Here is a 19868-nt window from a genome sequence, read left to right as displayed (position 1 = left end):
TTATTTTTTTAAAGAATGTATATATTCACTATAGAATTGAAACAGCCGTTTATGGCGGTGATTTACACATACCCAAGTACTATACCAAAAAGAGGGACCTTAAAGGCCCCCTTTTTCATTACTTCCGTAATTCTCGTAAAAGATTTGCCATTTCAATACCAGCAACTGTTACTTCATAACCTTTGTTACCTAGTTTAGTTCCAGCTCTTTCAATCGCTTGTTCAATGGTATCTACTGTCAAAACACCAAACATGACTGGCAGACCATTTTGCATACTGGCAGAAGCAATCCCTTTAGCTGCTTCATTGCAAACGTAGTCATAGTGATCGGTTGAACCTTTAATTACTGCACCGAGGGCAATAATCGCATCAAATCGGCCGCTTTTTGCTAGTTGGTCCGTTACGAGTGGCAATTCAAAAGCTCCTGGTACAGATACAACGTCGATATTTTCATCAGCAACACCATGCTTTTTTAGTGCAGCAATGGCACCTTCACGTAATTTATCCGTAATAAAATCATTAAAACGCCCTACTACCACCGCAACTTTTAATCCCGTTCCAACTAAACTTCCTTCCCATACACGCATTAATATTTCCTCCTCAAATGGATAATATATGTCCCATTTTTTCTTTTTTGGTTTGTAGATACTTTTGGTTTTCTTGAACAGGTGACACTTCGACCGGAATAATTTCAGCCACTTCTATTCCATAAGATTCGAGTTGCCGCATTTTTTCTGGATTGTTGGTGATCAGTTGTATTTTTTTGATTCCGAGAGACTCTAGCATCTGTGCAGCGAGCAGATAATCCCGGAGATCATCACCAAAACCGAGTTGATGATTTGCTTCTACCGTGTCATAACCTTGCTCTTGTAATTCATAAGCTCTCAACTTCTGGTACAAACCGATCCCGCGTCCCTCTTGTCGCATATACAAGATAACCCCTGTACCAACTCGTTCGATTTCATCGATTGCAATATGTAGCTGTTCTCCACAATCACAACGCTTACTGCCAAAAACATCTCCAGTGAGACATTCCGAATGAATCCGAACAAGTGGAGCATCTACTTTATCGGGTTCTCCTTTTACTAATGCGACATGATCCTGAAAATCAAAGTGATTGCGAAAACCTACCATCTGAAAATCTCCATGGACATTCGGAAATTGGATGCGAACAGAATCGTCAATCCACAATTCGTTGCGTTTGCGATATTGCACCAGTTGTTCAATAGAGATAATTTTCAAATCATGCTCCTGTGCTATCTCTTCCAATTGGGGAAGTCGTGCCATTGTACCGTCTGCATTTAGGATCTCACAAATAATACCGATCGGCTTTGCACCTACTATACGTGCCAAGTCCACGACAGCTTCTGTATGACCACGTCGTTCCAACACTCCACCATCTTTTGCAATAAGCGGAAAGATATGACCTGGGCGGCGAAAATCGCTTGGGGAGGCATGTGGATTAGTTAGTCGTCGAATCGTTTCTGCTCTCTCCCCAGCTGAAATACCAGTATGAGTCCCATCCGCATCAATAGAGACAGTAAAGGCAGTTCCCATTTGATCCGTATTTTGCTCTAGCATGGGAGCCAACTGTAGTCGATCTGCTAACTGGGTGGTAATTGGTGCACAGACAAGTCCTCTGCCATGAGTCACCATAAAATTGATCATCCCAGGTGTTACAAAATCCGCTAGTCCTACCAAATCTCCTTCATTTTCGCGATCTTCATCATCTACTACAATGATTAGCTTCCCTTTTTGTAAATCTCGAAGGGCTTCTTCAATCTTGTTCAGACTCAATTGGTGTCACCTCCGCTAATCGACTCCATTTCTCTAGATATTTTGCAGTCAGATCAAACTCCAGATTGACTACATCTCCTTCATTTGTCGTTTCTAGATTGGTCATCTCTAAGGTATGTGGGATGATCGAAACGCTAAATCGATCAGAACCTACATCAAACACAGTAAGACTAATTCCATTGACAGCGATCGACCCTTTATCGATCAAGTAGCGACCCCATTTCGGTTCATACAAAATCACAAATGTGATCGCATTGCCCTCTGGAGTTTTGGAAACAACTTTGCCTACTGTATCTACGTGCCCTTGGACTAAATGGCCATGTACTCGACCACCAAATTTCAAGGAACCCTCTAGATTGACTTGGCTACCAACTGACAACTGACCAAGCTGAGTACGACGAAATGTTTCTGGGATGACATCTGCAGTAAAAGTATTTTCCACCAGGGAAGTAACAGTGAGACAAACTCCATTAACCGAGATACTATCTCCCACTTTGGCATGTTCGATTACCTCTTTGCAGGCAATCTTCAATCGAAGATGCTCCTCTTCCCTCTGAATGGATTTCACTGTTCCTCGTTCTTCGATAATTCCTGTAAACATTCCGGTGTTCCTCGCTTTCGCCATCCTGTAATCTTTAGATCTTCTCCGACTTTTTCAACTTGAAGATCGTGTAACCAAGTAGCCTCTGCCATTTTGGTTGGGTTTACTCCTCCAATGGCAGAGAGGCTCCCTCTCCCACCCAAATACTTGGGGGCAATGTATTGGATAATTCGATGAGCTTGATCTTTTCGAAGCAAAGAGGCATGAATCTCACTACCACCTTCTACTAAAACGGAAAGGATTTCTTTTTTTCCCAAAGCAGAGAATACAAAGTCCCAATCCAATATCTCTTTCTCCTGTGTAATGATTTGTACCCCACGCTCTTGTAATTCCTGTTCCCGTTCACTATCTTTTTGCTTGGTAGTAAATACCCAAGTTTCTGCTTCCGAAGTGTCTGCTAACCTACTGGAGATTGGCAACCTTAGTTTTGAATCCAAGACAATACGAATTGGATTCTTCCCCCCCAAGGGTAGACGAGTAGTTAACTGCGGATCATCAACCAAGGCTGTACCAATCCCTACGAGAATCGCATCATGTTGATGGCGAAGCAAATGCACATCTTCTCTTGCTTTTTCACCAGTAACATAGCGACTATCTCCTGTTGATGTGGCTATTTTGCCATCTAGTGTAGTGGCCATCTTTAAGGTGACTAGTGGTCTACCTGTATATCGATGCCAAAAATATGCTTCATTTAGCTCAAAACACTCTTGTCTCCGAACACCGGATAAAACCTCTACTCCATGTGCTTCCAATTTTTTAATCCCTGACCCCGCAACTCGTGGATCTGGATCTTTCATTCCGACCACCACTCTCTTGATCCCAGAAGCAAGAATCATTTCCGTGCACGGTGGTGTTCTGCCAATATGATTGCAAGGCTCTAACGTGACATAAATGGTTGCTCCTCTTGCTTGATCACCAGCCTGACGGAGAGCATGTACTTCGGCATGTTCGGTACCAGCTTGCAAGTGGCTCCCAACACCTATTACTTCTCCATCTTTGATCACAACAGCTCCTACGCTCGGATTGGGCGATGTCTGACCAATGGTTGCTTTGGCAAGTGATATAGCAAAATCCATCCACTTCTCATCTATTTTCATAACTCCCCTCCCCATTGATAAAACCAAATAAAAAAACCTCGAGAAAGAACTCGAGGCTAGTTTTGGTAAGGGAAGCAGGAAAAATTCCAAGGTCAAACAAACCTATACATTTTCTTTTTCAAAATGTTAGGCTCCTGCTTATCCTTCTCCCATCCAGACTATACTGTCGGCTTCGGAGTTTCACCGAATCCACCGCAAATTGCGGGTCACGGACTAAGATCAATTGCTGATCATCACCGCCGGTCGGGAATTTCACCCTGCCCCGAAGGATTTATTTGGTTTGTAATTAATTCTAAGATAAATAAGTCAAAAAAAGCAACTGGAAAGCAATAAATGGAAATACAAAGAAAATAGCTACCAATCAATTTTGGTAGCTTTACAGTAAATAATTTCGCTTTTTTGTCATCCAAAATACTCTTGGCTCTTACACTTTTGGAAGTGTAATCCCCGTTTGTTGCTGATACTTTCCATGTTTATCAGCATACGATACTTCACAAGCTTCATCGCTCTCTAAGAAAAGAACTTGACAGAGGCCTTCGTTAGCGTAGATTTTGGCAGGTAATGGAGTAGTATTGGAGATCTCCAACGTAACAAATCCTTCCCAGCCTGGTTCAAAAGGTGTCACATTGGTGATAATCCCACAACGGGCATAGGTCGATTTTCCTACACATACTGCCAGTACATTCTCTGGAATACGGAAATATTCCACAGAACGTGCCAAAGCAAAAGAGTTTGGTGGGATGATGCAGACGTCCCCTTTAAAATCCATGAATGAATCAGAATCGATCTTTTTGGGATCAATGATCGTATTTAATGCATTGTGGAAGATCTTGAATTCGTCTGCTACACGCAGATCATAGCCAAAACTGCTCAATCCAAAACTGACTGCTTCCCCTTTGCCTACATTACGATCGACAAAAGGCTCAATCATTTTATATTCACTCGCCATTTGGCGAATCCAACGATCTGATTTGATGGTCATAGGATGATACTCTCCTTTTCTCAAATGCTTTTTCTATTGTACATGACAGAAATTAGGGAGAAAAGAGAAGGTTCTATCCCAATCACAGGAAAATACGATACAATCATTATGAAAGCGTTATCATTTTAGTAAAGTCCATTTTTTCTAGAAGTAATTTCATACAAAAAAAAGAAACGTTTCTTTTTCTATTTGGAACTACTCCCACTCCAAGAATCTTGATCAAACTCGCTTTGTTCCAATGACAAAGTCGCTCCCTAGATCAAAATCCTCTCCGTTCTATGATCTATGAACTAACGAACGACTTCACTTTAAAATGCAAAAAGCTTGTAAGCAAGCCTATTAACAGTCCAAGGAGGAAAACTACTATGTCACAAAATAAAGCTATTATTGATTTAACAGATCACTATGGTGCACGTAACTATCATCCACTCCCTATTGTAATAACTCGTGGAGAAGGGGTATGGGTAGAAGATGCAGATGGCAAACGCTATATGGATATGTTAAGTGCATATTCTGCGCTCAACCATGGTCATCGTCACCCTCGATTGATCCAAGCACTTAAAGAACAAGCAGATAAAATCACACTTACTTCCCGTGCTTTTCACAATGAACAACTGGGTACTTTCTATGAAAAAGTCTCTGCAATCACTGGTAAACAAATGGTCCTACCGATGAATACAGGAGCAGAAGCAGTAGAAACGGCGATTAAAGCTGTACGACGTTGGGCTTATGAGAAAAAAAGAATTCCAGAAAACCAAGCAGAGATCATCGTCTGTGAAGATAACTTTCATGGTCGAACAATAACTGCAGTCTCCCTCTCTTCCAATCCGGAGTATCAACGTGGCTTTGGACCGCTAACTCCAGGTTTTCGTGTGGTTCCCTATGGAGACCTAACTGCTCTTCGTGAAGCAATCAATCCACATACCGCTGCTTTCCTCTTGGAACCAATTCAAGGTGAAGCGGGAGTAATCATTCCACCAACGGGCTACCTTCGCGATGCCCACCAAATTTGCCAAGAAGCAAATGTCCTCTTTGTAGCAGATGAAATTCAAACAGGCTTTGGGAGAACAGGAAAGACCTTTGCATGTGATTGGGAGGAAGTCGTTCCGGACCTCTATATTCTCGGAAAAGCACTTGGTGGGGGAATTATGCCAATCTCCGCTGTGGCAGCCGATCGTGAGATTCTCAGTGTCTTTGAACCAGGCTCTCATGGCTCTACTTTTGGAGGCAATCCCCTTGCATGTGCGGTCGCGATCGCAGCATTAGATGTACTAATAGAAGAAGATCTACCTAGCCGTTCTCGCGAACTTGGAAACTATTTCTTGAGCGAATTACAAAAAATGGAGCATCCTAAAATCAAAAAAGTAAGAGGAAAAGGTCTGTTTATCGGAGTAGAACTACAAGAAAAAGCTCGCCCCTACTGTGAAGCATTGATGCAAGAAGGGGTACTCTGCAAAGAGACTCATGATAACACAATCCGTTTTGCTCCTCCACTAACCATTACACAACAAGAACTAGACCTAGCTCTTACCAAAATACGAAAAGTCTTAGCGACCTTATAGAAAAATAATCGAACCATCCTAAGCCAACCTTCATTTAGATCAGGTTGGCTGTTTTACTTCACCTCGACTTGATCTCGAAACTGCTCGATCGTCTTTTCTCCAATACCAGGTACTTGAGTTAGATCCTCCATTGTCCGAAACTTACCATGTTCTTTTCTGTACTCTACTATCGCATTAGCTTTAGAGGGGCCTAGTCCATTTAGTTTATCTAACTCTTCTGCAGTTGCTGTATTGATATTTATTTTTTGGCTGTTTTTGTTACTCGAATTTTGGCTTCCAGCCATATCTGGGGGAGTTTCTCCTTTTCGAGGAACATATAGAACCGTACCATCTACCGCTTGCTCCGCTAAATTTAGACTACTAGTATCTCCATCTGGTATTACTCCCCCTGCTTGTTGAATTACTTGATAAATTCGAACGGGAGCAGTCATGGTATAGATCCCTGGACGCTGTACTGCTCCCTTCACATCAATCACCACTTGATGCTCTGCCCCTTTTTCATTTTCCTTGGAAAGACTACCTTCTGTTGGCACTGATTTCGTTGTCTGTTTGGTAGATGCATAAGGTTGCATCTGCGAAGAACGAATGTCTTCCTCCTGACCTGCCCAAAACAAGATTCCCAAAATGATTAAAAGACCTCCTGCGATGGTAGCGATCCATTTTTCACGTGGGGTCCATTCAAATGCAAACACAGTCATCCCTCTCTTCTTTTTCCAACAATTTCCGAGTAGAAATGACATTTTCCTTCTTCTCATCAAAAAAAGTTGCCAACCTAATTGGTTCGCAACTTTTTTGATTCTATGTAGCAGGAAAATTTCTTCCCTGAACCTTTTTCTCTTTATTAACTTGCACTGCTTCTCCTAGAGGAGTTCCTTTAGCATGTAACGCCTCATCACGCTCTTTGCTTGCTCCTTCTGAGTGGATTGGTACAGTTTCCGATATGATACGTTGTTCGTGATCTTGTGTCATGGATCGAGCTCCTTTCGTACTGATAAGGATAGTGTGATCCAAAAAAAAGAACTTATCCCACTACTCTTCATAGACAGCAAGACTACAAATGAAAATTTCACTTTCAGAAAAATAAAGAACAACTCGGGAGACGAATCTCCTAAGTTGTTCTACAACTGCGGTACGGCAAATATTTCTGTAATTCTCGATTGATAAGAGTGTCAACTTCTGCTTTATCCACTTGATATATCTTTGCTAGATTTTTACTTTTGACACCTAATATAGCTCGAATAGCTTCTTCTGCTGTGATTTTGTTAGAATTTTTGCTTGGATGAAAAAGTGTTATCTGTTCTGCTACGATTTTGTTAATATGTTCATAGATTGTCATGAGTATCTCCCCTTTCATAAAGGAGGAGACGTGGTTGCTGTGTCTATTGCTACGTGTCCCACTGTCTACCTCTCCTCAATAGCTACTGAATTACAACAGCTATTGAGGAAAGGTAGTACAGATGGTTATGCAGTTGATCGAGGAGGTATTTTCATACCCAAAAGTGAGTATATCACAGCAGTTTACCAAATACAAAAAAAGAGAATTTCGAAAATGTATATTCCAAAAAAATCTCTAACTCAACTAATCAATGAGCTAGAGATTTTTGGATAATTTAATTTGCTACGATGTTTACCAATTTATTTGGAACCACAATTACTTTACGAACTGTCTTCCCTTCTAGCTGCGCTTGGACCTTGCTGTTACTCAGAGCTTGCTCTTCTATCGCTTTTCGATCAGCACTTGTCGAGATCATCAACTTCTCTCGAACTTTGCCATTGACCTGAACCACAATCTCTACTTCATCTAAAACAAGAGCAGATGCATCATATTCTGGCCAACGAACCAGATGGATGCTACCATCTTTCCCCATTTCATGCCACAGTTCTTCCGTAACATGAGGTACAAATGGTGCCAGAAGGATTACCAAAGATTCCAATGCTTCTTGAACAATTGCTGGATCTGCTTGTTCGCCCATTTGGTTGATACCATTGACTAATTCCATGATCGAACTTACCGCTGTGTTAAAATGATTCCGTTCGCCGATCTCATAGGTCACTTTCTGGATAGTATGATGCAAGAGTCGACGAAGCTCTTTGGATTCACTATTTAGTTCGCCTGGAGTAAGCTTTTTCCCAAATAGTTCTTGATGTTGCATAACCAAGCGCCATACCCGGTTTAGGAAACGATAACTACCTTCCACACCAGAATCGCTCCAGTCCAAATCACGCTCAGGTGGTGCCGCAAACAGGATAAAGAGACGGGCAGTGTCTGCACCATATCGGTCAATAATCTCTAATGGGCTTACCACATTTCCTTTGGATTTAGACATTTTGCTTCCATCTTTGAGTACCATCCCTTGGGTCAAAAGGCTTGCAAATGGCTCTTCTACATTTACCATACCTGCATCATAAAGTACTTTGGTGAAGAATCGAGAATAAAGCAAATGCAAGACTGCATGCTCAATTCCTCCGATATATTCATCTACTTGCATCCAGTCATTTGCTTTCTCTGGTGTAAAAGGTATCTCGCTGTTGTGTGCATCCGTAAAACGCAAATAATACCATGAAGAGTCTACAAAAGTGTCCATCGTATCAGTCTCACGACGAGCTGTTCTCCCACAAGAAGGGCAATCGGTATGAACGAAAGATTCAGAGGTAGTCAACGGATTCCGTTTGCCATCGAAAACAACATCTTCCGGCAACACAACGGGCAGTTGCTCTTTTGGAACTGGTACTGTGCCACAATGATCGCAATAGATCATCGGAATAGGAGTACCCCAATAACGTTGACGAGAAATCAACCAGTCACGCAAACGGTAGTTGACAGTAGCTCCTCCATACCCCTCCTTGGCTAGATCTTCGGCAATTTGTTGCAACACTTGGCGATTTGGCATTCCGTCATATTTACCAGAGTTGACTATTCGTCCATCTTCGGTATACGCAGCGGTAAGTGGCAGGGCAAGCTCTTCCCCTGCTGCTGGTTGAATGACGACACGAATCGGCAAGTCATACTTCTTGGCAAATTCAAAGTCGCGCTCATCATGGGCTGGAACACCCATGACTGCACCAGTACCATAATCCATCAAAACATAGTTGGCCACCCAAATTGGTACTTGTTCGCCTGTCAATGGGTGAACTGCATAAGAACCAGTGAAGTAACCTACTTTTTCTACATCGGTAGCGGTACGTTCAATCTCCGTCTGTTTGCGCATCTCCTCAATAAACTGCTCAATGTCATGTTGATTCTCGTAGCCTTGGATCAGTTGTGGTACCAATGGATGCTCTGGTGCAACCACCATGTAGCTTACTCCATACAAGGTATCAGGACGTGTGGTAAAGACAGTGATCTTTTCTTCATGTTCTGGCAAAGTGAATGTTACATGTGCTCCTACACTTTTCCCGATCCAGTTACGTTGCATTGCTCGTACTCGATCAGGCCAGCCTGGCAATTCATCTAGCCCAGTCAAAAGACGTTCTGCATAGTCCGTAATTCGCAAAAACCACTGCTCTAATTCTTTTTTGGTTACTTCTGAATCACAACGCCAGCATTTTCCGTCCTCTACTTGTTCATTAGCTAGTACTGTTGCACAACTAGGGCACCAGTTAACGGATGCTTTTTTACGATATGCTAGTCCTCTTTCATAGAACAACAAAAAGAGCCACTGATTCATTTGATAATAATCTGGCAGACAAGAACCTACATAGCGATCCCAATCATAGGAAGTACCTAATAGCGCCTGTTCTTTACGGATCTTTTTCATGTTATTCACTGTCCATTCACGTGGATTCACTCCACGCTGGATAGCGGCATTTTCAGCGGGAAGACCAAATGCGTCTGCTCCCATAGGGTGAAGTACCCGATATCCATTCATACGGCGAAAACGAGCTACCACATCGCCAATTGAATAAACACGCACATGTCCCATATGCAAACCATCTCCAGATGGATATGGAAACTGTTCCAGTGCATAATACTTTGGCTTCTTTGGGTCCTGATCAGTCTGATATAGTTTTTGCTCATCCCAAACCTTTTGCCACTTACTTTCAATCTCTTGATGTACATATTCTCTCATCATAAATCCTTCTTTCTCAGCTCGATTCGATAGTGAAACATCCCAAATCGTAGCGTATGTTCTTTTAGAAAACCAAAAAGCCTCTCGTCCCCAGTAGCAAAACTACTAGGGACGAGAGGCTGTTATAAACATTACAAAGCTTCCCGCGGTACCACCCTGATTAGCACCCTCTTATCAAAAGAAGATACTCACTCAAAATCCAGTAACGAGGATCAATCGCCAAAGGCTACTTATCTAGTTCACCTTTGGAGCAAATGAAGCGAGTTCAAAAGGTTTCTCATATTGGCTTACACCAACCGCCAATTCTCTAAGATGAGTTCGCTTTTTACTACTCTTCACTATCGCTTTTCTTCCTAATGGATATATATTTCCCATTATATTCAAAAATATAGAAAGGTGTCAACTTCCTTGCCGTATTTCTTGTTTCTAACAATGACTAGTTTACGCAAATATATCATACAAAAAGGAGCATCGGCTAAAAGAAATAGTAGAAGATTACCATATTTCCGCATGATCGATCGTAATATCGAGCGAGGTGAGGACGTTCGAGAGGAGACTTTTGATTACTATCTTCAAAAAATGGGGATAAATCAAGAGGCTCCCAAAACTATTCCCCTATTTCTTTAGGGAATAGGTGGCAGTTGACATGTCCTCCGTTGTCATTATCCTACGGGAGAATAGTTCGAGAGATGGCTCTTCTTTTCCCTCTAGGTACTTCTTGCTGATTAAGTAGCGCTCTATTTCGTATACTAATTGTAAAAGGGTAGCTCTTGTCTCAAATTCTTCTCGGTCTTTTGGTAAAGGCTGTTCTTTAAACTCCCCAATCAATCTGTTTAATTCTTCTAAACGAATATCTGCCGTATTTCCTGGATGAACATGATCCGCAATGTAATCTAAAAAGTCTGCAATTCGATTTCCTTGAGAAACAGTCTGAGGAAGACGACTTACCATCGGAATCATCAATTCTAAAATATGAAATTGACATCTCCGCATTTGAAAATAGCGATAAAAATACTTCTCTTTTTCTTCTGGATTATTCTCCAGTGAATTAAGGGATATTTCTTGTGCCTGCTTAATCCAATCAAAGGTCTCAAGGATTTCCGCACCGTTCCAATCACTTTCTCCACGACGGAGATAGACCGCCATCTCATGTAGGATCTTCTTAAAGTTACTTTCAATTTTTTCTTGAAAATGGGTAAGTTTTTTGTAGGAGTGGGGCATGTAAAGGTTGACGAAGAGGCCAAAGAGGATGCCAATCGACAAAATGGATAACTCATTTAAGAAAAAAGTGGTTGATATATCCTTTGTTGTATATAAGTGAAACATCAATAAGGTACTCATTACTATACTTTCTTTTAACTTTAAGTTGACCAGTATGGGGATCGCCAGTAATAGAACTAAAGTGAGTATCCAAGGATGAAATCCCAAGATAGAAAAAAGTCCCGCTGAGATCAGCAATACGATACTACAGGCCAAAAATCTTTCCCAAGCAGCTTGATACGATTTTTTTCTTGATGTCTGCACACAAAATATCGCAATCGCTCCTGCGGAAATATAAAATTGCAAATCTAGTAATTGGGCGCAAGCCACAGCTAAGCCGGTTCCGATTGCCGTTTTAATTGTTCGGAACCCAATTTTCCATTTCATATTCCACCTCTTCATATTCAATTTTTCACGTTCAAAATAGGAACAATCAGATCCTAACACAGAATGCTCTGAAATAAAGTGAACATTTGTAGGAAATATAAATTTATAAATTTTTTATATAATTTACCCAGATGAACAAAATGATTGAATAATTTGAGAAACCTTATTTTTTAGAAACTTAAAATAGTTTAAAATAAAAATGAATAGATAAAAGGAGGGATCTCAAACGATGAAAAAATTTGCTGTTTCTCTACTAGTTTTTACTTTCATAATGCTTTCTATCGTTCCTGTTAGTCTGGCAGAAGAGAACAATGAAACAGCTTATGTTGATGTGGCTGCTGCTACGCTTTGGGTAGAACCTGATCTTACACGTGATATTGATAAAACGTCCTTTACCAATCCTGTGGATCTACGGAAATGGACAACTTCCATGACTTATGAAGAAAAACTGTGGTTAGTGGGTAATTTGGAAACACAAGCTCTTCTTGGAAATAAAGTAACCATTTTGGAAAGAAAAGGCGACTGGGTAAAAGTGGTTGTCCACGGACAAGGTACACCACGGGATGAGAGAGGATATCCTGGTTGGATGCCAGCGAATCAACTTGTGTATAACAAAAAATTTGCTAAGATGGACAATTCTCCTTTTATCATGGTAACTTCTACAACAACTCGGCTTTATGAAAACGCTTCCTTAAGTAAGCAAAAAATGGAGATCAGTTTTAATACGCGCCTTCCTTATATCACACAAACACCATCAGCCTACCTCGTGCTCATGCCGAATGGACAAAAAGCATGGATAAAAAAATCGGATGCTAAAAAATATAATTCGGTAAAAGATATTCCCCAACCAACAGGAGAAGATATTGTCGAAACAGCGAAAAAATTCTTGGGCCTCCCTTATTTATGGGCGGGAACAAGTGGTTTTGGCTTTGACTGTTCTGGTTTTACGTTAACAGTTTTCCAAGCAAATGGGATCAATATCCCCAGAGACTCTAGTCCACAATCCAAATCAGGAATTTCAGTTGCTAAGGAAGATTTACAAAAAGGTGATTTACTCTTCTTTGCTTACAACAATGGAAAAGGAAGAGTTCACCATGTTGGAATCTATATCGGAAATGGCATGATGATCCACTCACCAAACACTGCTAGAACAGTAGAAATCATTCCAATGGACACTCTGGGTTATGTCGAAGAATATGCAGGAGCCAAGCGTTATCTTCCATAGAGGCAAATACAGTACTTCTTTCAGAAGTGTGAAAGTTGCGTATCATTCCTTATGTTAAATATTTCTTTTCTTTCTGAAGGACAAAAAACCTCTTGCGTTGGGATTTGATTCTGTCCCACAACACAAGAGGTCTATCTTTTTCTTAATTTACCTGAATTTGTTCTGCATCTCCCCAAAGCCGCTCTAGATCGTAGAAGTCACGCTCATCCCGATGGAAAATATGGACGACCACATCACCTAGATCCATGAGAACCCAACGCCCTTCACGTACTCCCTCTATACCCCGAACTGTTATGTTTTGTTCTTTACACTTTTCTTGAATACCTTCTGCTATCGCTTGTACTTGTGTTTGCGAGTTCCCATGACAGATAACAAAATAATCGGCAAAGACTGCCAACCCTTGTAGATTCAGTAGTGTGATGTTTTGTGCCTTTTTGTCTTCAGCAGCAGCGACTGCAAGCTGTGCAATATCTAAATGTTTCAAGTATGAGACCCCTCCCTAGGGTAATTCAAAATCAAAAAATAGAAATCCAGTTAAATAGGACTCTATCCTTTTTTAATACTTGTTTTATTCTCCTCTAAATATGCATTTCTAGCATAAAGTGTCTGAGGATACACTTTTTGTCCTTTTTCAATCAAAAATACAATAGTATGCTCTAATACATATAGCATCGCTTCATTCAAGTCCTGTTTCACAAGTTCTCTAGCTCGTTCCACACCTGGAAACTGACGCCCTGGTTCCACAAAATCTGCAAGAAAAATAATTTTTTCCAACAAACCCATATTGGGTCTGCCAGATGTATGATATCGGATTGCATCTAATATATCATCCTCTTGCACCCCAAACTGACTACGGGCTACTTCTGCACCGACTGGACCATGCCATAGTTCTTTGTTATGGTCAAGTAGCTCAGAAGGCAATTGATGTTTTCGTATCCATTCAGTTAAGCGGTCCGCTGACCAAAATTTACAATAATCATGTAGATATCCAGCTATCTTTATCTTTTCCCTGTTTTCTCCGAAAATCTCCGCCAATTCAAGCGCAGTCTCGACAACTCTCTGTGTATGGGCAAAACGCCGTTCTGGTAGTTCTTGGCGGACAGCCGAAATAATTTCAGTGAGTTCCATATAACCGATTCTCCTCTATGTAAGCTAGGACCGTATCTGGCACGAGATAACGAACCGATCTCCCTGTCTCTAGCCGCTGACGAATTTGTGTAGAGGCTAGTTGTATTTCAATCGAGTCTGGAACCCAATGAACACGCCCTTGTATCCAATCAGGGAGCTTTTCTACTGGGTAACCAGGTCTCCCCAAAGCAATCACTTGAACTAGTTGAAGTAGTTCTGCTATTTGATACCAACTTGGTAGGCTATTCACCATATCCGCACCAAGAATTAGGAAAAAATCAGACTCTGGGTACTGCATACAAAAGTTTTTCATGGTGGTAATGGTATAAGATGGACCTGCTTGCTCGATCTCCCAAGTAGAAACACGAAAATCTATTTGGTCTGCCACTGCTCGTTGAACCATCCTAGTACGATGAAGAGAATCAGTAATTTTTTTGGTTTGTTTGTGTGGTGGACTCCCAGCAGGAACAAACCAGACCTGATCCAGTTTCATCTCCTCTCGAGCTTGTTCTGCCATTAGGAGATGCCCACAGTGTATTGGATCAAAGGTCCCACCCATTATGCCTATTTTCATCATTTCGCCTCGTTTAGTGCTGCTATTAATGCCTGTCGCATGGCCTTGATCGGAGCTGACTGTCCTGTCCAGAGCTCCAAAGCCATCGCTCCTTGATGGACTAACATACCTGCTCCTCCATGTACAGTTGCCCCACGCTCATGCGCAGCTCGCATCAATGTAGTCTTCAGCGGAGTGTAAATAAGGTCACTGACCACTTGTCCCATTCGCACCCAATCAGACGGGATTGGCGACACGGCAGGGTAGCCAGTCATCCCGATTGGAGTCGTCTGTACAATCAAATTTGCAGTACGTACATCTTGCTCAGCTGACTCCATAGAAACAGCTTGTACGTTCCCTAATCTTAGCTTTGAGAGATCGTTCGCCAACTCCCTTGCCTTTTGTGGTGTTCGGTTCACCAAACTTAGCTCCCCAACACCTTCCAGCAACAGTCCATGTCCGACTGCACGTGCTGCTCCTCCAGCACCCCATATCACTACTTTCATCCCTGGAAGCTTTAGTGATACCTCTTCCGATAGCGAACGGATATAACCTAGAGCATCTGTATTGTATCCATGCCACTCTCCATCACGTAGTACGACTGTATTAACAGCTCCAATGGATCTTGCTGTTTCATCAACCCAATCAAGATAAGCAAATATTGCTTGTTTGTGCGGAATGGTAATATTGAGTCCAGTATAGCCACGTTGTTTTAATGTATCTAATGTCAAACCCAGATTTTCAGGGGAACAGGATATCGCCTCATAGGTGGCTCTAAGTCCCATCTCATGAAATGCAGCAGCCATCATCTTAGGAGATTTTGAGTGTGCTACTGGATAACCTAACAAAGCAAAGCGACGATGAGTCATGTCTTTCACACTTCGAAAACCTTGATCAGACTCGTTCCGTTGCAATGACAAAGTCACTCCCTAGATCAATATTTTCTCCGTTTCCAAGCTACACATTGTGAAAATCTTTAATCAGACTCGTTTTGTTACAATAACATAATAACTCCCTAAATCCACTTTCTCACTTCGTGTTACACAATAGCAGGGCGCAACAATACTTGCACTCCTTCTGGTGCATAAAGGCGAACTCGTGCACGGTCCCCTCTTAGACGAATCCAACCAAGACCCGAAATGACCAAATCTTGTTTTCCTTTGCCACCAATCGTGAAATTATGCTCTTTCCAAGGACGGAGAGCTCCTTCTTCTGTTGGGGGGACTAGCAATTTACCTTTTTGTTCCTGATAGAGTAAATCTGCCTTTTCTAACTTCGTTCGATGTATGTAGAGCTGGTTCGCCATATAGGTAATAAAAGGTTGCTTCTCACCCTCCAAGAAGTCAAAACGTGCCAAACCTCCAAAAAAGAGCGTTTGTTCTTGTTGTAATTGATAAACATGAGAGTTGATTGGTGCAGTTGGCAATATACTAGGCAGATCTTTTGGATGAACTTGCTCCGTCATCCGATTGTTTAGCATAATTCCAGGAGTGTCGTAAATCGATTCTCCATCATCGAGTGGAATCTGAATCGCATCCAAAGTAGTTCCTGGATAAGGTGAAGTAGTAATCTCCTCTTCTAAGTCACTAAAGTCCCGAATCAGACGGTTTAAGAACGTAGACTTCCCAACATTGCTAGCACCTACTATATAAACATCACGTCCACGTCGGTGATGTTCAATTGCCTCTACTGCTTCCGCAATCCGTTCCCCTTTCGTAGCACTGATCGGAATTACGTCTACTGGAGATATCCCACGATCTTTGGCATATTCACGTACCCAGTCTTTCATTCGACCCCATTTGACGCTTTTAGGAAAGACATCAAATTTATTAGCAAGTAGTAGTAGCTGGTTTTGTCCGATATGACGATGAATACCTGGAATCCAACTACCTTCTAAGTCGAATAAATCGATTACTTGTACGACCAGACTATCTGTCTTCGCAATCCCTTGCAGAATACGCAAATATTCATCCTGATCTTGTGTAACGGGCGCAATATCATTATAATGTCTAATTCGAAAACAACGCTGACACGAAATCTGCTTTTTCGCTTTAGCAGGAACGTAGCCAACTTGTTTTGGATTATCAGACTGAAGGATGGCACCGCATCCTTGGCAATGAACATCAGTTAGTTCTCTTTCCAATTCAAATATCCTCTTTTCTTCATCCAGTGAAAAATAGCACGTTCCAAACGTCGATTGATCTTGGTAAAAAAGCCTTCCATTTTGGAGACAGGTACCACTAAAATAGTGTGAAAGCCCATTCTGTTACCACCGAACACATCCGTCAGCAACTGATCACCTACAACGACTGTCTCTTCTTTTTGAGAACCAAGTTCTTTTAAAGCACGTTTGAAAGCACGATTTAGTGGTTTTCTTGCAGCATGAATAAACGGAATCTGTAGTGGTATAGCAAATTTAGAGACTCTTGTTTGATTGTTATTAGAAACGATCATTACACGAAAACCTTGCTGCTTTATGGAATCCAGCCATTCTATCAAACGGGGCGTCGCATCTGCTCTCGTCGCTTCCACCAATGTATTATCTAAATCGACGATCAAAGAGGTAATTCCTCTCTGCCGTAATTCACGGAAATCGATTGCATAGATGGATGGCAAGTATTGATCAGGAACCATCGCACGAAACAAAAAGTCCACCTCATTTTCCGTCGATCTTGAGATCGAGATCTCACAATATGATATGCTATCACTCGACCTTCATTTGGCAATAAATATACCATTCTTTCTGAGGATTGACAAAGGAACGAAACTCCATTCTCGAATCAAAAAAATGATGTGCCCTAAGCAAAATAATTGCGTTACAATACGTGCAGGAGGGAACTATTTTATGCGAATTTACTTGATCATCTTCTTATTATCTCTAATGTTCCTAACTGCTTGCCAAGCTTCCTCTAATGCTGTAAGTGATCCAAACGAACCAAACACATTTCTAAATAAAAACGAGACGAAAGAGGCTACGCTTGGAGATCCCCAAATAGCAGGAGAAATAGAGTACGAACTTCTAAATATTCGACAAGAGACATCCATACAAAGCGATTTCGATGAGAAAAACAAGAGCAAATTACTCACTCCCAAAAACGGAACCTTTCTAGTATTAAAAGTAAAAGTTCATAATCGATCTAATGAAAGCATCCGACTATCAACTGATCAAATGAGTTTGATCGATCTAAACAGCAAACAATATCTCCCTGATCGAATTGCAGATAATTGGGTAAAAGAAGATAGCGAGGAACATGTAGAATTGCTTTCACAAGGAATCAGCGCTCACGGAACCAGAATTGGTTACCTCGTTTTCGACGTACCCAATCAATCACTTGCAAATTATCGTTTCCAAGGAACGGACGGAGAAAAGGAGACTACCGAATCTCAAATCCATATTCAACTAACGCCATAATAAGACCCTAATTTAAGGTGGTTTATTTATTCAAAGATTTTTAAATCCATTATGATAAGATAGGGAAGAAGATTGAAAAGCAAATAAAAGGGATTGCAATATGTCATTTTTTGTAAGCAAAACAGATTAATGAAATAGACAAAATTTTAATGGAAAATCGATAATATTACGCAATCTAAAATTCACCGAGTCTGTGACAAGATTGACTCAGAGTTAAACTCTTGCGGTCGTGAGTTAGCTAATTCTATCCAAACATTACAACAAATCAAACCCCTAATGGAGCGTTTAGACAAAATGCCCCTGATCAAATCCCTAATATCTGACATAACACAAAACAATTGATACATTGCAAAACAGACCACGTACAGGTTGGTGATGATGGAAACCGTAGAGAAATTATCTACGGTTTTTATAGCGTTAATAGGGCATTTAAAAAGTTACTTATAAAATAAAAGACGACTCCCGATCTTTATACAGAAGTCATCAAAACCAATCGTTATGCATTTTCATGTTGTATCGAGACTTTCTCTTTTTTCTTCTTTGCTCTCCGCCATGCAATAAAGCCCCAAACTGCAGCTACCGCTACGCCAACTGCTACTACGTACCAACCAAATTGCTGTAATTTTGCTAAGAACAGCTTGAGACTCTCTACACTCCCCGTCCTTCCTACAAATAGTAGAATGGTACTCCATGGAAAGGTTCCAATAAAGGTAAATAAGGCATAGCGTCTCATTGGAATATTAGAAAGTCCCGCAATATAAGAGATGTAGTTCCCAATACTGAGAGGTCGAGAAAGCGCAATACTCCACACCCCATATTTCTGGAACCACTTCTGTGCCTTTTCTACCTTACTAGGATCTATCTTTTTCCGAGAGAAGTTTTGAATCTTCGTTCCAATCCAAAAAGGGATCAAGCTAAATAGTGTAAATATCAGGCTGTTGATTAATGAGATCAATATCATCTGCCAGGCACTCCCTTGGACGACTAATCCAAAAAAGAGCATAAAAAAAGCTCCGGGAAAAGGAAGCGAGGAGGCTTCTATTGCTGTCGCAAGAAATAGTCCCCAAATTCCATACTCCTGCAGAAAGTCAATGGCATATTGCAGCATAGGGTCCACTCCTGCAAAAAATATAATTAAACATCAATTTATTTTAAACAAAAAGGTTTTAATCCGTATGTAGTATAACATATATATTCTAATTTCGAATTTCCTTTCTTATTTCCATTAGAATCTTTCCTAACATATTCTGACCATTACCCGACTTCCAATCCCCCAGAAATGGTCTACGTTCGTTTTCTCCAAGATTTCTTCATCACCTGTAGCTAAAAGAATCTGCTGTAGTTCTGGATACGTTTGAAACTTAACTCGAACTGCTTTTTTCATGATGCTTACTTTTACATCCTCCCAGTCGGAGCGCATTGGATAGTCCCTTGATCTACCCATGTTGGCAGCTTCCATAGGAGATGAAGTTGATTGAATTCGCATCGCATGCTCTGGCGCAGTTCTGATAAACTTTTGAGCTTGAAAATAATGTTCCGTCGTAGGCCATTTAAGTTTATCTAACTCTATTGGATATGCTGCAAAATTGGAGAAACAACCATAATCTTCATTCACACGATAAAAGAAAATCGGCATTTTATTCCCCTTTCATAGTACATACAAAAATTCAACTCGTTCTAGAATAACATTCTTCTAAACTAAACAATTCAGTAAAATGAGAAATTTTTCAGAATAAACCCCCTTTCGTATCAAAGCACCTTAAGTGTATGCTATAGCGAAAGGAGGTTAAAATGG

Annotated in this window: 22 protein-coding genes, 1 riboswitch and 1 other annotated feature; of the genes, 4 read left to right on the top strand and 18 right to left on the bottom strand. The window is 41.0% G+C overall.

Annotation, left to right across the window (positions count from 1 at the left end):
* Positions 1 to 118: 118 nt before the first annotated feature.
* The 5 genes from ribH to dcd all read right to left on the bottom strand — a co-directional run bounded on the left by ribH (position 119) and on the right by dcd (position 4476).
* Positions 119 to 586 (bottom strand): 6,7-dimethyl-8-ribityllumazine synthase, encoded by a 468-nt coding sequence (ribH, locus tag VJ09_RS14320; protein WP_044642328.1) that lies wholly within the window; start codon positions 584 to 586, stop codon positions 119 to 121.
* Positions 587 to 599: 13 nt separating this feature from the next.
* The gene (locus tag VJ09_RS14315; protein ID WP_325063596.1) at positions 600 to 1796 is read right to left on the bottom strand and encodes a bifunctional 3,4-dihydroxy-2-butanone-4-phosphate synthase/GTP cyclohydrolase II; all 1197 of its coding nucleotides are present in this window, start codon (positions 1794 to 1796) and stop codon (positions 600 to 602) included.
* Complete coding sequence (locus VJ09_RS14310; protein ID WP_044642327.1) at positions 1777 to 2397, bottom strand: riboflavin synthase; 621 nt, start codon at positions 2395 to 2397, stop codon at positions 1777 to 1779. Before VJ09_RS14310 ends, VJ09_RS14315 begins: the two co-directional genes overlap by 20 nt.
* Positions 2361 to 3494 (bottom strand): bifunctional diaminohydroxyphosphoribosylaminopyrimidine deaminase/5-amino-6-(5-phosphoribosylamino)uracil reductase RibD, encoded by a 1134-nt coding sequence (gene ribD / locus VJ09_RS14305; protein ID WP_044642326.1) that lies wholly within the window; start codon positions 3492 to 3494, stop codon positions 2361 to 2363. Before ribD ends, VJ09_RS14310 begins: the two co-directional genes overlap by 37 nt.
* A 137-nt stretch (positions 3495 to 3631) precedes the next feature.
* Positions 3632 to 3768, bottom strand: a riboswitch (FMN riboswitch).
* 150 nt (positions 3769 to 3918) lie between these two features.
* Positions 3919 to 4476 (bottom strand): dCTP deaminase, encoded by a 558-nt coding sequence (gene dcd, locus VJ09_RS14300; RefSeq protein ID WP_044642325.1) that lies wholly within the window; start codon positions 4474 to 4476, stop codon positions 3919 to 3921.
* 365 nt (positions 4477 to 4841) lie between these two features.
* Between dcd and VJ09_RS14295 the strand changes: the two genes are divergently transcribed.
* A complete protein-coding gene (locus VJ09_RS14295) occupies positions 4842 to 6038 on the top strand; it encodes an ornithine--oxo-acid transaminase (RefSeq protein ID WP_044642324.1) in 1197 nt (398 codons plus the stop codon).
* A 53-nt stretch (positions 6039 to 6091) separates the two neighbouring features.
* On the opposite strand, the gene VJ09_RS14290 is transcribed toward VJ09_RS14295, so the two are convergent.
* From VJ09_RS14290 to VJ09_RS14285, 3 genes are all read right to left on the bottom strand, one after another.
* Complete coding sequence (locus VJ09_RS14290; protein WP_187118718.1) at positions 6092 to 6730, bottom strand: ComEA family DNA-binding protein; 639 nt, start codon at positions 6728 to 6730, stop codon at positions 6092 to 6094.
* 106 nt (positions 6731 to 6836) lie between these two features.
* On the bottom strand, positions 6837 to 7007 hold the full coding sequence (locus VJ09_RS18590) for a hypothetical protein (protein ID WP_154662374.1): 171 nt from the start codon (positions 7005 to 7007) through the stop codon (positions 6837 to 6839).
* 139 nt (positions 7008 to 7146) lie between these two features.
* The gene (locus VJ09_RS14285; protein WP_044642323.1) at positions 7147 to 7374 is read right to left on the bottom strand and encodes a hypothetical protein; all 228 of its coding nucleotides are present in this window, start codon (positions 7372 to 7374) and stop codon (positions 7147 to 7149) included.
* 39 nt (positions 7375 to 7413) lie between these two features.
* On the opposite strand from VJ09_RS14285, the gene VJ09_RS14280 reads away from it, so the two are divergent.
* On the top strand, positions 7414 to 7647 hold the full coding sequence (locus VJ09_RS14280; protein WP_147635518.1) for a hypothetical protein: 234 nt from the start codon (positions 7414 to 7416) through the stop codon (positions 7645 to 7647).
* Position 7648: 1 nt separating this feature from the next.
* Here VJ09_RS14280 and leuS read toward each other — a convergent pair whose 3' ends face one another.
* Positions 7649 to 10111, bottom strand: coding sequence for a leucine--tRNA ligase (gene leuS / locus VJ09_RS14275; RefSeq protein ID WP_044642321.1), 2463 nt, complete (start codon positions 10109 to 10111; stop codon positions 7649 to 7651).
* A gap of 101 nt (positions 10112 to 10212) precedes the next feature.
* Positions 10213 to 10459 (bottom strand) — a binding site (T-box leader).
* A 264-nt stretch (positions 10460 to 10723) separates the two neighbouring features.
* Entirely contained in the window at positions 10724 to 11755 is a 1032-nt protein-coding gene (locus VJ09_RS14265; protein WP_052807422.1) for an aromatic acid exporter family protein, read from the bottom strand.
* 229 nt (positions 11756 to 11984) lie between these two features.
* Between VJ09_RS14265 and VJ09_RS14260 the strand changes: the two genes are divergently transcribed.
* Positions 11985 to 12980 (top strand): C40 family peptidase, encoded by a 996-nt coding sequence (locus tag VJ09_RS14260; protein ID WP_044642319.1) that lies wholly within the window; start codon positions 11985 to 11987, stop codon positions 12978 to 12980.
* Positions 12981 to 13122: 142 nt separating this feature from the next.
* Here VJ09_RS14260 and rsfS read toward each other — a convergent pair whose 3' ends face one another.
* The 6 genes from rsfS to VJ09_RS14230 all read right to left on the bottom strand — a co-directional run bounded on the left by rsfS (position 13123) and on the right by VJ09_RS14230 (position 17295).
* Positions 13123 to 13464: a ribosome silencing factor gene (rsfS, locus tag VJ09_RS14255; RefSeq protein ID WP_044642318.1), complete on the bottom strand. Its 342-nt coding sequence runs from the start codon at positions 13462 to 13464 to the stop codon at positions 13123 to 13125.
* Positions 13465 to 13526: 62 nt separating this feature from the next.
* Entirely contained in the window at positions 13527 to 14108 is a 582-nt protein-coding gene (yqeK, locus tag VJ09_RS14250) for a bis(5'-nucleosyl)-tetraphosphatase (symmetrical) YqeK (protein ID WP_044642317.1), read from the bottom strand.
* A complete protein-coding gene (locus VJ09_RS14245) occupies positions 14095 to 14682 on the bottom strand; it encodes a nicotinate-nucleotide adenylyltransferase (protein ID WP_044642316.1) in 588 nt (195 codons plus the stop codon). The genes yqeK and VJ09_RS14245 overlap by 14 nt, the downstream gene beginning before the upstream one ends.
* Positions 14682 to 15575 (bottom strand): shikimate dehydrogenase, encoded by an 894-nt coding sequence (aroE, locus tag VJ09_RS14240; protein ID WP_052807421.1) that lies wholly within the window; start codon positions 15573 to 15575, stop codon positions 14682 to 14684. Before aroE ends, VJ09_RS14245 begins: the two co-directional genes overlap by 1 nt.
* 125 nt (positions 15576 to 15700) lie before the next feature.
* Entirely contained in the window at positions 15701 to 16804 is a 1104-nt protein-coding gene (gene yqeH, locus VJ09_RS14235) for a ribosome biogenesis GTPase YqeH (RefSeq protein WP_044642315.1), read from the bottom strand.
* A complete protein-coding gene (locus VJ09_RS14230) occupies positions 16789 to 17295 on the bottom strand; it encodes a YqeG family HAD IIIA-type phosphatase (protein ID WP_082050645.1) in 507 nt (168 codons plus the stop codon). Before VJ09_RS14230 ends, yqeH begins: the two co-directional genes overlap by 16 nt.
* A 211-nt stretch (positions 17296 to 17506) precedes the next feature.
* Between VJ09_RS14230 and VJ09_RS14225 the strand changes: the two genes are divergently transcribed.
* Positions 17507 to 18073, top strand: a complete 567-nt coding sequence (locus VJ09_RS14225) for a DUF4352 domain-containing protein (protein WP_044642313.1) — start codon at positions 17507 to 17509, stop codon at positions 18071 to 18073.
* A 496-nt stretch (positions 18074 to 18569) separates the two neighbouring features.
* On the opposite strand, the gene VJ09_RS14220 is transcribed toward VJ09_RS14225, so the two are convergent.
* Positions 18570 to 19181, bottom strand: coding sequence for a DedA family protein (locus tag VJ09_RS14220; protein ID WP_044642312.1), 612 nt, complete (start codon positions 19179 to 19181; stop codon positions 18570 to 18572).
* Between the two features lie 129 nt (positions 19182 to 19310).
* The gene (locus VJ09_RS14215) at positions 19311 to 19709 is read right to left on the bottom strand and encodes an NADAR family protein (protein WP_230199159.1); all 399 of its coding nucleotides are present in this window, start codon (positions 19707 to 19709) and stop codon (positions 19311 to 19313) included.
* Positions 19710 to 19868 lie beyond the last annotated feature (159 nt).

It is taken from the genome of Risungbinella massiliensis, from assembly GCF_000942395.1.
Classification (GTDB): Bacteria; Bacillota; Bacilli; order Thermoactinomycetales; family Thermoactinomycetaceae; genus Risungbinella; species Risungbinella massiliensis.
The sequence above is the reverse complement of the archived record's forward strand: the minus strand, read 5'-3'. Positions and strand labels throughout refer to the sequence as shown.

Bases quoted from the DNA above. Each gene is read 5' to 3' on its own strand.
- ribD (WP_044642326.1), bottom strand. From the start codon at position 3,494: ATGAAAATAGATGAGAAGTGGATGGATTTTGCTATATCACTTGCCAAA.
- VJ09_RS14265 (WP_052807422.1), bottom strand. From the start codon at position 11,755: ATGAAATGGAAAATTGGGTTCCGAACAATTAAAACGGCAATCGGAACC.
- VJ09_RS14285 (WP_044642323.1), bottom strand. From the start codon at position 7,374: ATGACAATCTATGAACATATTAACAAAATCGTAGCAGAACAGATAACA.
- VJ09_RS18590 (WP_154662374.1), bottom strand. From the start codon at position 7,007: ATGACACAAGATCACGAACAACGTATCATATCGGAAACTGTACCAATC.
- VJ09_RS14215 (WP_230199159.1), bottom strand. From the start codon at position 19,709: ATGCCGATTTTCTTTTATCGTGTGAATGAAGATTATGGTTGTTTCTCC.
- dcd (WP_044642325.1), bottom strand. From the start codon at position 4,476: ATGACCATCAAATCAGATCGTTGGATTCGCCAAATGGCGAGTGAATAT.
- yqeK (WP_044642317.1), bottom strand. From the start codon at position 14,108: ATGGAACTCACTGAAATTATTTCGGCTGTCCGCCAAGAACTACCAGAA.
- VJ09_RS14225 (WP_044642313.1), top strand. From the start codon at position 17,507: ATGCGAATTTACTTGATCATCTTCTTATTATCTCTAATGTTCCTAACT.
- VJ09_RS14245 (WP_044642316.1), bottom strand. From the start codon at position 14,682: ATGAAAATAGGCATAATGGGTGGGACCTTTGATCCAATACACTGTGGG.
- VJ09_RS14310 (WP_044642327.1), bottom strand. From the start codon at position 2,397: ATGTTTACAGGAATTATCGAAGAACGAGGAACAGTGAAATCCATTCAG.
- VJ09_RS14230 (WP_082050645.1), bottom strand. From the start codon at position 17,295: ATGGTTCCTGATCAATACTTGCCATCCATCTATGCAATCGATTTCCGT.
- leuS (WP_044642321.1), bottom strand. From the start codon at position 10,111: ATGATGAGAGAATATGTACATCAAGAGATTGAAAGTAAGTGGCAAAAG.
- VJ09_RS14220 (WP_044642312.1), bottom strand. From the start codon at position 19,181: ATGCTGCAATATGCCATTGACTTTCTGCAGGAGTATGGAATTTGGGGA.
- VJ09_RS14295 (WP_044642324.1), top strand. From the start codon at position 4,842: ATGTCACAAAATAAAGCTATTATTGATTTAACAGATCACTATGGTGCA.
- ribH (WP_044642328.1), bottom strand. From the start codon at position 586: ATGCGTGTATGGGAAGGAAGTTTAGTTGGAACGGGATTAAAAGTTGCG.
- VJ09_RS14260 (WP_044642319.1), top strand. From the start codon at position 11,985: ATGAAAAAATTTGCTGTTTCTCTACTAGTTTTTACTTTCATAATGCTT.